Raw genomic sequence first — 9,245 nt, forward strand, 5'->3', positions numbered from 1 at the left:
TCACCGACAGCAATCACCGGCAGACCTGCGGCAGCGTCCGGCATGTTCTCCAGGTAGTGAACCGGGTGGCCCAGCAACATATCGGGATCACCGGCTTGCAGACGATCGCGCCAGATGTAATCCCCGTTGCCGTTCTTCAGCTTTTGCAGCATGGCGGCAGTATTGGAGTTCATCACCCATACAGCATTACGGCGGTAACGGCGGCGCAACTTGAAGACCAGATCGATCAGCTCGTCAGCGGTAGGGGTAGCACCAGCGGAAACCATCTTTTCCAGGGTGCCGAATGGACGGGTGCGATCGCCTTTAGCCTCTCGCGGATAGGACAGGAACCCTTTTGACTTCTTGGCCCCGTCACCACTCACCAGGTCGGTTTCTTCGGTTTCGGCGAACGTGTCGCTAATCTCTTCAGTCAACCAGCCCAGAATATCCACGTCGCTGAAGTCGAGAATTTCTTGAGTGGTTTTCGGGTAAGCGTAGATAGGGTTCAGCTTGATGCTAACCTCTTCGAGCTTAGGCGTCGCGGTTTCGTCACGGGCTTCACCTTCAATGCCACGTCCTACCGCCGCGCCGCCTACGGACACGAGTTTTTTGTATTCGTTGGATTTGGTGGTCTTCACCGTACAGATCTGGCGCATCACGCTTTCATCGGCCAGCATGCGCATGATCTCGGTATCCAGCTCAGGGATAACGGAATAGCCGCCACTCTCATTAACGGTGGTAGACAGCATCCGGGTTTCACCGGTCATGATGTAGTGGCGCAGTTCTTCATTGGTCACGCTCTTGCCGTCTTTGGCTGGCTTGGCGTTGCCACCTTGGGCGCGTTCTTCATCGGCCAGGGATTCATAACGGGCAATATCATCCTGCAGGGTGTCAGCCTGGGTGCGGAGCTCGTCAAACTGTTTGGCTTCGTCTGGGTTAAGGCTGCGTTTCTCTTCTTCTGCCTTGGTCAGCAGGGAGCGCATTTGGGTGGCGAGTTCGGCTTTCTTCTGGCGGAGTTCAATCAATTTTTTCATGTACGGTTTCTCGTTGAAATAAATAACGTGACGTGAAACCAGCACTAAAGGAGGGGGGCCGTTTACCCTTTTTCTGCATCTCGCAGGCTACTTCTCGCAGCTTGACTAAACGGCCAGTGGCGGCTCACGTCTGAGTGCCACTTATCAACATATACAGCAGAATAGAATAGTAAACAGGCTGTTTTTGTCCTAAACGCTAGTAAACAATAGCGAACAGAACATTTACAAAACTATTCTTTGGCAAGGTCTAAGGCATCATCTAATAAGCGTCTTTCCCTTTTAAGTTGCTCAATGAGAATATCAATGTGTTCCTTGCTGGCGGCAAGAATTTCACCTGAGAATTGGTGTCTTAAGAAGCCGTTATGATCGACAAAAAAGAAAGCCTCCCGCTCCACCATATTTCGGTATTCACTCAGGGGCATCATTTGCAAATCACTTTTACCGTCAGGAGTGCCAAACAGCTTTTTATGCTCGGCGATCTTCTTGATGTTAACTTTTGAATATGTGACTTCATCTTGCTTGGTGATATTCATCTCTTTTACCTCTCATTTTATAGAAAAATTATTTGTTGCTGGAACCACTACAACCACCCTCAATTAGCATGCCCGCTTGAATAGCTTTGTGGCTATATCATTTTTGAGGTGGAACAGGTGGAACAGGTGGAACAACCGCGCCAGCTCTGGCTTGAGCGTGTTCCACCTCATAACTTGTAAAGTGGAACAGGTGGAACAAAGTTTACAAGTCAGCAGTGCCATACCTGAAATGTTCCACCTTGTTCCACCTAATTTAGATAAGGTGGAACAGCTACAACCCGCGCTATTACTGAATGTTCCACCTGTTCCACCTTGTTCCACCAAAATATAAGATACGTGCGAGAAATATTGTTAATCAGATGTTAAATATATCTGAGGTGACTTTATACACTCGCTGGTTGCCAATATCCGGCAAGCGCTGGCGAGACTGGTATTTACCATCACCACCCACCAGCAGGCAGCCAGATTCAGCACACAGCCTTGCAGCCTTGACCAAATCGAACCCCTTGCAGATTTCTTTCCAGCCTGCTGGCAGCACGTAGAAAACTGTTGAGTCCTCCCCGGTGGCCGCGTTTTTTTCTACCCGGCGAAAGCCAACCATATCGCGCGGATGATCGGCCATATCCCAACCCGCAAACCGGCTGTACTGATTTGCAGTGAAGAAGCGCTTGATCTGCTCCATCACCCCCACATCCTCCTGATTGGCAACATGCCCCCGCTCTTTCATCCAGGCAGCAAGACACACCTCTACCGCCTTGTATGCTTCGCCTTCTGGCCAGCCTGTTATGCCGTATAGCGTTGCCATTTCCCCCGCCACGCCCACCAGCGCAAAACGAGACACAACACGCCCTACCTGATTACCGGCATTTTCCGGCATCAGTGCGGTGCTGTACTTCTTCAGCAGGGCTTTTGCTGTCCCTACCATCTCGTTCATGTCGCCCGTTAACACCTGCAACCAGGCGCGGAGTGGCGTTCCGTGATACAGGCCCACCATTTCACAAAGGTGATCGGCAAATGCCTTACCATCTGCATGGCCGTGCAACGCTTCAAAAGCCCCGTGCTGGCCGGTATCGCTGGGGATCTGCACCATACGCACTTCCATACCGGCAAAGGTACGCTCTCCAGCCCGTTCGGCGTGTTCAGCCAGTGACAGCTCACCCGTGGAGAAGAACAACAGCCGCCACTGCTTACGCGCCCGTAGCTCTCCATCAGTCCGGGCGCGGCCCTTGCCTTGGCCGTTCGCCAGCATGTAGGCAATCTGCCCCGCCTCTTTCCCCTCTACCTCTCGTAATTCATCCAGCGGCAACAGGGCATCATTACGGCGGCTGGCGGTGCCTTCCAGCGCGTTCCCCGTTGCACGCCAGGTATGCCAATAATCCGGGCCACCACATATCGAGGTTGCCACCTTCATTACCGTGGTTTTGCCGTCCGTAGACTCCCCTTTGAGGTGATAGCCGCCGCCGTCCATCCCCACCAGGCGCAACAGCGGAGCCGCCAGAGCACAGCTCACCGCAAACGCTAACCGGGAATTGCCCACACACAACGCGCCAATGTGCTGCTGCCAGTCCTCCAGGCTACCGGCCTGCTTAAAATCCTGCGTCTGGTAACTGGACGTTTGAAGAATGACCCCGGCAGCATCCACGCCGATCACCATATCGGGCAAAACATAGGTGTGTTCGTGCCAGCCGGTACGATCGACACAGACCACCGTTCGCTCAGGCTTCGACAGCGCGATATAGTCCAGCAACAAACCGCGTGGCGCTTGGCCGGTGCCTATGTACGTCAGGCCATTGGATAGCAACACCCGGCGCAGCTCATCACCACTACCGCTCAACATTTCCATTGGCATGGCCCACTGGCGCTTAATGCCGGTCGTGGTTTCCCACTCAAGCAGCCGGCCAAAGCTACTCCCGTTCGTATCGCTGGTGATTGCTGTAACGCGCAGCGGTGAACACACCCGGATCGGCCTTATCTCGGTATCTCCATCGCTTTTCTGTACTTCCTTATCGAACCACAGCGCGTCAGCCTCCAGACGGAAACCGTGTGGCAGGCTGTGAGGATCAATTTCTGCGGGGTGTTCTTCTGCCAGGGCTTTTAGGCGCGGCGTCCAATCCTCCAGCAGTTTCCCACTGGCAGAATCATACAGTTGCGCATTACATACCCCTGCACGGCCCAGCATGGCGGCGATCGTCAGTAACTTGTCACCGTCGATCAGCCCCGCCTGGTGTACCCGAACAAAGCGCCGCCCTTCATCAACGATCCTAAGGCTACTGAGTTCCTGTAGCTGTTTGCTGTCCAATACAATCGGCTTGTGCTGATCTTCCTTCTCCGTTTCGGAATAAGCCTTTGCCGCCTTCCAGGCACCAGAGCCCGCAAAAATAATGGCTTCTTCTCGTTTGTCCCGTGGCAAATCCTTCACATTGGGTGCGTTCTTCATAGCGCCTCCCCGGTTTCAAGACGAGACTCAACGCCATCCAGAAAGATGCTATTGATAATATCGAGGCCCGTTTCCGTGATTTCGTCGCCATCTAGGGATAATCGCAGCATGTAACGGGCTGTGACTTCTCCCTGCTCTTTGCCGAATTCACCAATAAGAAGATCCACCAGCCCCTTGCGGATACAGATCTCGGTGCTTTCCTGCTCCAGCATCACCACGGCATGCACCTTGTAACGCTCAGAGTCCACCAGCAAGGCCGGGCGGCCTGATTCACGCACCAAATGGCGAATGCAGGCAGCGGCAAGCACTGAGCATAGGTGGTTCAATTCTGTAGTCCTCTCCATCATTGCTTACCCCTTGCCATGCGATATCTGGATTCCTGCTCCAATAAATTCCAGGTACGTTCTAAGCCACCTTCGAGGTTATAAAGCAGGTTTTCAGTCACCAACCGCCGATCTTCTTCATCTTTTCTACTGTTATGCCAGTATTCGATCAGGCTGATTAACGCGGCTTGTTGCATAGACAGTTCAGCAGCCGCAGCAGACAAGTAATCATTTTTTGCATCAGTCATGAGTTGCCTCCGCGTCGCATTCTTCGCACCGGACAATGTCGTGTATCCCACTCACCCACAGGTAAACCTCTTGGCGTTGCTGGATATCCTCAATCTGGGGAATGACCTCCAGTAACAGATGGATCAAGCCTTTTTTGACGCGAAACAGCCGATCGCGCGAACGATTATCCGTAGTGCTGGGTGTTGGTGCATGAGGGTTGCCAATCAGCGCATTAACTCGCTGAAAATCATTTTGGTAAGCATCCAGATTGACTTCACACATGGTGCACCTCCACTGGCAGACGGGCAGCAAATGACAGGATGAAGTGAGGAGCCAGAACCTTACGGGCTTCGCGTTCGGTGTGTGCCTCTACGGATAAGCGGCAGGGCTTGGCTTCACGGTCAATGCGAGAGATCGCCAGAAAGCGCCATGTGTACTTATTAGGGGTGAGGGAATTCCGCCCGGTTAATGGTGTGATATGATCTAACATAGCTACCTCGATACTTATTCTATCGTTGGTGGTGAGAAGCCCCGTATGTGTTTGCACCACTGCGGGGTTTCGCTGTTTTTGTTGCTTTATTAATGTCTGGTACGTACCATTAAGGTTTACTCTACAATACTGGTACGTACCAATGCAAGAAGAAAAATCCAAGCCTGCTTTTGAGCGGAATGGCAGCACAAAGAAAAATATTCGCTTCGAAGATGCCCTATTGGAGCAAATCGACGCTGTGGCCGGGCAGGGTAATTTCAGTGCCTGGGTGAAAGATGCTTGTCGCCAACGCCTGGAACGCTTAGGCATTGAGCCAAAGGGCTGATCGTCATGGCTCAGATTTGCGCCATCGTCCAAATCTGGACTATATTGATTTTCCTCATGGTTTAAAAAGCAACCATCCCAAAAGGCACCGTTCGCAGCGTTGCCTTTTTCTTTGCCTAAAATCTGCTGCTCAACATCGCCGTAGCTCTTGTGGGCTGGGTGGCGTTCCGTGCCAACCCCATAGATATTGAGCGTCATGGAAGCACCTCCAGACGCTTCGCCAGCCAACGCTGCGATAGCCGCATCAGCTCGGCTTTGCGCTGGTGGTATTCTTGGCCTAACTCAATCAGCGTTATGTTGGTGCTTTCCAGATAGGTGAAGTGCTCCAACTGCTCCGATCTCATGCTATCGCGTGGATCACCGTCGATGCCGTTTACCTGCGCCCACTGCTTGGCCGTCAATCCACCCAGCACAATCTTGGCGATCATGTTGCTTTCGTTGCTGTAGTGATACTGTAGCGTCCGCTTGCCCTGTTCGGCACGGGCAGCATCCAGTGCGGCACACATTGGCTTAAACAGGTTGGCGGCACCGATACGGGCTTGAAGCTGGCGGCGTAAGCGTGCGGCCACCTCTGGAGCGCTGCGGTGTAATTCTTCCTCACACTGGATGAAGTAACGACGAATGGCACGGCCTTGCTCATTGCGCTCTACCATTGCCAGTTCTTTCGCTGTTGCTAAGGTGGGGTAGTAGTCCTTCTCGGGGCGACCACGTTTTTTATTTTTCCCCGAAACGGGGGAATATTGATTGTTAATCAACCATGCCGCGCCTTGGTCATCGTCGGTGAAGTAATCAACGCCACGTACAAAGCCATATTCCTTAACGCGTTCATTGAACCAGGTTGAGAAATCGCGGCCCACACCTAGCGTTTTATGCAACGCCTTGGCGCTCACAATATTACTTTCGCGTCCGCCGATCTGACCGGAAACCACCGGTACCAGAGATCCAAAGTTGTTGTCGTTAATATCGCCGTGGTTTTCTTCTGGCCGAGTTTGGCCACGACCAGTGATGGCCGTATTTTTCTGTTTCATTAGTTATTCCTTAATTATGCGGAACGGCGGCTATATGGGTTATTAACGTTTTCAACGGCAGGCGGATTGCGAACCCACCACAACACATCACTGAGAAGCCAGGCGCAGGAATTGCGGCCAAAATGGCAGCGCGGCGGGAATTTACCTTCGTTCTCAAACTGCCAGCGGGTAGTGCGTGATAGGCTGGTAATGTCTTGGCATTCACGTTCGCGGATGCGCTTGTCGTAGGTGAAGCCGTACTCGCTAAGAATGGTGCGGCGTTGCTCTGGGGTCGGGGGTGTAAAGGTAGTATTTGGCATGTTGCCTCCACTGTTCATGTGTTTGTGGAGGCTATTGTTATGCGTGGAAAATCTCCTTGCTTGAATCTTCCGGAAAATTACCGGAAATTCCGGTATTCATGATTCGTCGTTAAAAGGTATGTCCACCATCTCGATCCATGCCTGAACTGACTTACCAGAAGGTGGTTTTATATTCATCTTTCTAAAATCGTCGATAATTATGCTGTTATTTTGTTCTAGAAATCGCCTAGGGCTTTCTGCTACATCACTACCATAATGAATGTGAAGTAATGATTTTATAAATTGAGCACGTGAATTAGTCGTCTTGGTGTTCTCTTCTTTATTATGTGTTACTTCATTCGCAATTCTGCTAGATATGTTTCCCAGCCCACCCTCTAGGCTTCTAAATTCTTTCCCTGCTAACTTTTCTATATCTTCCTTTACAAGCCAAATGTTTTTCTTCATTACCTTCATATTTACACTTGCTGATAAATAGATATTTTTATTTAAATCACTCCCATAAGGTAATAACCTTCTTATGTCGATTTCGTTACTATCATCGAAAAGATATTCAAGGCCACTATCAATCCGCCACACACCACATATCTGACCGTCGAAATTGCAAGATTCAAATTCAGGGGAGTATTTTAAAGGGTAGCTCTCTTTTTCAAACTTCGCAAAAAGCAATGTCCCGACACTATACGCAGTAAATGGGAAATAACCACCCGACCAATCTATACTACGCAAATAGTTATCTGCATCATCTTCGTTACAGCCTATAGTAAATGATGCTATAAAATCCTTTTCAAATGGAATGTTTAGGTAGCCATTTATTGTTTGAGTTTCCATCCAGTGATACAGATCTTCAACCTCACAGCCTATCAATCTTGAAGCCCTATCAACCCTGCAATAAGCTATTTCTGGTATGTCAAAGTATTCAGTCATAAATTTAACACCTTGCCTAATAGGTTTGTTTAATTACCTGAAGCTGATGAAAGTAAAACAACATTTTCATGATTACCCGCCAACACTTCCAGCCGGTCTATCCACTTGTTTAGCGCGTCCAGTTTCTCCGGTAGGTACTGGCTACGGTTGTACACGGCCATGATGCCGCCCAGGGTATGCCCTAGCAACAACTCAACGATATGCGGAGGGATACCCAAATCATTCATGCCGGTTGAGAAGGTGCGGCGCAGATCATGTAAGCGCCAGCGTTCGGAATGGCCCAGCCTTTCACAGACTCGGCCACCTGTAGAGCTAACGGCGGTATTCTCTTTGAACTCACCAAGCAAATACCCGGAGTTTTTATTAACCTCTTTGAGTCGTTTAATTCGAGGCAATATTCTTTCGGGAATTGGCCTTATTATCTTCTCACCTGTTTTACTGTGTTTTTCTGGAACCGTCCACAGCATTGCGTTTAAGTCCCATTCGTTCAAACCAGACAATCTAACTTCAACGGTTCGAGCACCAAAGACCACCAGCAGGTAGAACAATTCCTGATAATAAGGTGAGAAGAAATCACTATTCAGAGCCACCAGCAGATCGGTTAATTCGCGATTAGTTAAAACTCTTTTTCGCTTATTATGCTTTACACCAATATCTTGCGCTGATAATCCGTCAAGGGCGTTACAAACGGCATAGCGACGAATACGGCAGAATTTAAACGCCTGCTGTGACATTTGCAGAATCATGCCCGCAACGCTTGGCGCTTTCTTCTTTGTACGTGCGATGCATTTTAGCCAGTAATGGGTTTCACAATCAGATAGGGCCATATCTCCGATATAGGGGTAAACGTGGATCTCGAATCTTTCTCTATATCGAACGGCGTTAACAAGATTGCCGTCAACATATTCAGTTAGCCAATATTCCAGGGCATCTTTAACGGTGACGGGCTTCAGTGTGGTTTCGCGGTCTAATTTGAGCATCCGTTGCGGATCGCGGCCCTCGGCCAGCCAGCGGCGGCACTGGTCACGCATTTCACGCGCTTTTGCCAAAGTGAGATCAGGATACTTGCCCAGCGTGGCGAGAATAGCCTCAGTCTCACGGCCACCAAGGCGGTACTTGTACAGCCAGGTGATAGCCCCCGCTTTGGTGATGCGCACCATCAACCCACCGCCGTCCGATATCTTGGTGAGCTTCTCAGCGCGAACGCCAAGCAGTGACTTTAATTTTCTATCTGTCAGCCGATTGATTGAGGTTGCCATGATTGGGTTTCATCTCGCTTTTTGTTACCCCACGGATTACCCCACAGTGTTGCACATAACTACAGAAACCACAAAAAACACTGAAACAATATACAGGTATATTTTAAGGTTAACCTATTGAAATATAATGAATACATTAAAAGTGGCTATAACACAAAAACACAATATGCACCATTTAAAACAAATGGTTATGGTTTTTTTAATAATTAATTTTTTGTTAAAATTGTATATTACCTTTCTACCATGAAAATTTTTTTATCATTGATAAAAAAATAGAGTCTTCACAAAATTCTGGAAGAATCTTATAGTACACACACTAACAGCGAGGCATTAAAGTGCATATTTATTTGCTCACCCCGTACCAGGCTGAAATAGAGTGTTAATCTT

12 protein-coding genes are annotated in these 9,245 nt (G+C 49.6%); 1 reads left to right on the top strand and 11 read right to left on the bottom strand.

The features are described from left to right. The 7 genes from IV04_RS22940 to IV04_RS26945 form a co-directional block, all read right to left on the bottom strand. Positions 1 to 1,013, bottom strand: a 1,013-nt coding sequence (locus tag IV04_RS22940) for a phage major capsid protein (protein ID WP_037441535.1), incomplete at its 3' end; no start/stop codon positions are given. A gap of 230 nt (positions 1,014 to 1,243) precedes the next feature. Further along, a complete protein-coding gene (locus tag IV04_RS25885; protein WP_051916950.1) occupies positions 1,244 to 1,546 on the bottom strand; it encodes a hypothetical protein in 303 nt (100 codons plus the stop codon). A 355-nt stretch (positions 1,547 to 1,901) separates the two neighbouring features. Beyond that, positions 1,902 to 3,983, bottom strand: a complete 2,082-nt coding sequence (locus IV04_RS22950) for a DUF927 domain-containing protein (protein ID WP_037441516.1) — start codon at positions 3,981 to 3,983, stop codon at positions 1,902 to 1,904. Then, positions 3,980 to 4,330, bottom strand: coding sequence for a hypothetical protein (locus tag IV04_RS22955; RefSeq protein WP_152562947.1), 351 nt, complete (start codon positions 4,328 to 4,330; stop codon positions 3,980 to 3,982). Before IV04_RS22955 ends, IV04_RS22950 begins: the two co-directional genes overlap by 4 nt. Continuing rightward, the gene (locus IV04_RS22960; protein ID WP_037441521.1) at positions 4,327 to 4,554 is read right to left on the bottom strand and encodes a hypothetical protein; all 228 of its coding nucleotides are present in this window, start codon (positions 4,552 to 4,554) and stop codon (positions 4,327 to 4,329) included. The genes IV04_RS22955 and IV04_RS22960 overlap by 4 nt, the downstream gene beginning before the upstream one ends. Further along, on the bottom strand, positions 4,547 to 4,816 hold the full coding sequence (locus IV04_RS22965) for a hypothetical protein (protein ID WP_051916951.1): 270 nt from the start codon (positions 4,814 to 4,816) through the stop codon (positions 4,547 to 4,549). The genes IV04_RS22960 and IV04_RS22965 overlap by 8 nt, the downstream gene beginning before the upstream one ends. After that, positions 4,809 to 5,024, bottom strand: coding sequence for a host cell division inhibitor Icd-like protein (locus IV04_RS26945; RefSeq protein ID WP_037441543.1), 216 nt, complete (start codon positions 5,022 to 5,024; stop codon positions 4,809 to 4,811). The genes IV04_RS22965 and IV04_RS26945 overlap by 8 nt, the downstream gene beginning before the upstream one ends. Before the next feature lie 142 nt (positions 5,025 to 5,166). On the opposite strand from IV04_RS26945, the gene IV04_RS25620 reads away from it, so the two are divergent. Further along, a complete protein-coding gene (locus IV04_RS25620; RefSeq protein ID WP_072010961.1) occupies positions 5,167 to 5,349 on the top strand; it encodes a YlcI/YnfO family protein in 183 nt (60 codons plus the stop codon). Between the two features lie 193 nt (positions 5,350 to 5,542). Here IV04_RS25620 and IV04_RS22975 read toward each other — a convergent pair whose 3' ends face one another. From IV04_RS22975 to IV04_RS22990, 4 genes are all read right to left on the bottom strand, one after another. Next, entirely contained in the window at positions 5,543 to 6,376 is an 834-nt protein-coding gene (locus tag IV04_RS22975; protein ID WP_037441524.1) for an antA/AntB antirepressor family protein, read from the bottom strand. A gap of 14 nt (positions 6,377 to 6,390) precedes the next feature. Then, complete coding sequence (locus tag IV04_RS22980; RefSeq protein ID WP_037441546.1) at positions 6,391 to 6,675, bottom strand: AlpA family transcriptional regulator; 285 nt, start codon at positions 6,673 to 6,675, stop codon at positions 6,391 to 6,393. A 96-nt stretch (positions 6,676 to 6,771) separates the two neighbouring features. Then, entirely contained in the window at positions 6,772 to 7,599 is an 828-nt protein-coding gene (locus IV04_RS22985) for a hypothetical protein (protein WP_037441528.1), read from the bottom strand. Between the two features lie 29 nt (positions 7,600 to 7,628). Then, positions 7,629 to 8,858, bottom strand: a complete 1,230-nt coding sequence (locus IV04_RS22990; RefSeq protein ID WP_037441531.1) for a site-specific integrase — start codon at positions 8,856 to 8,858, stop codon at positions 7,629 to 7,631. Positions 8,859 to 9,245: the final 387 nt, after the last annotated feature.

Origin of the sequence: Serratia sp. Ag1 (genome assembly GCF_000743355.1) — a bacterium.
Taxonomy (GTDB): domain Bacteria; phylum Pseudomonadota; class Gammaproteobacteria; order Enterobacterales; family Enterobacteriaceae; genus Chania.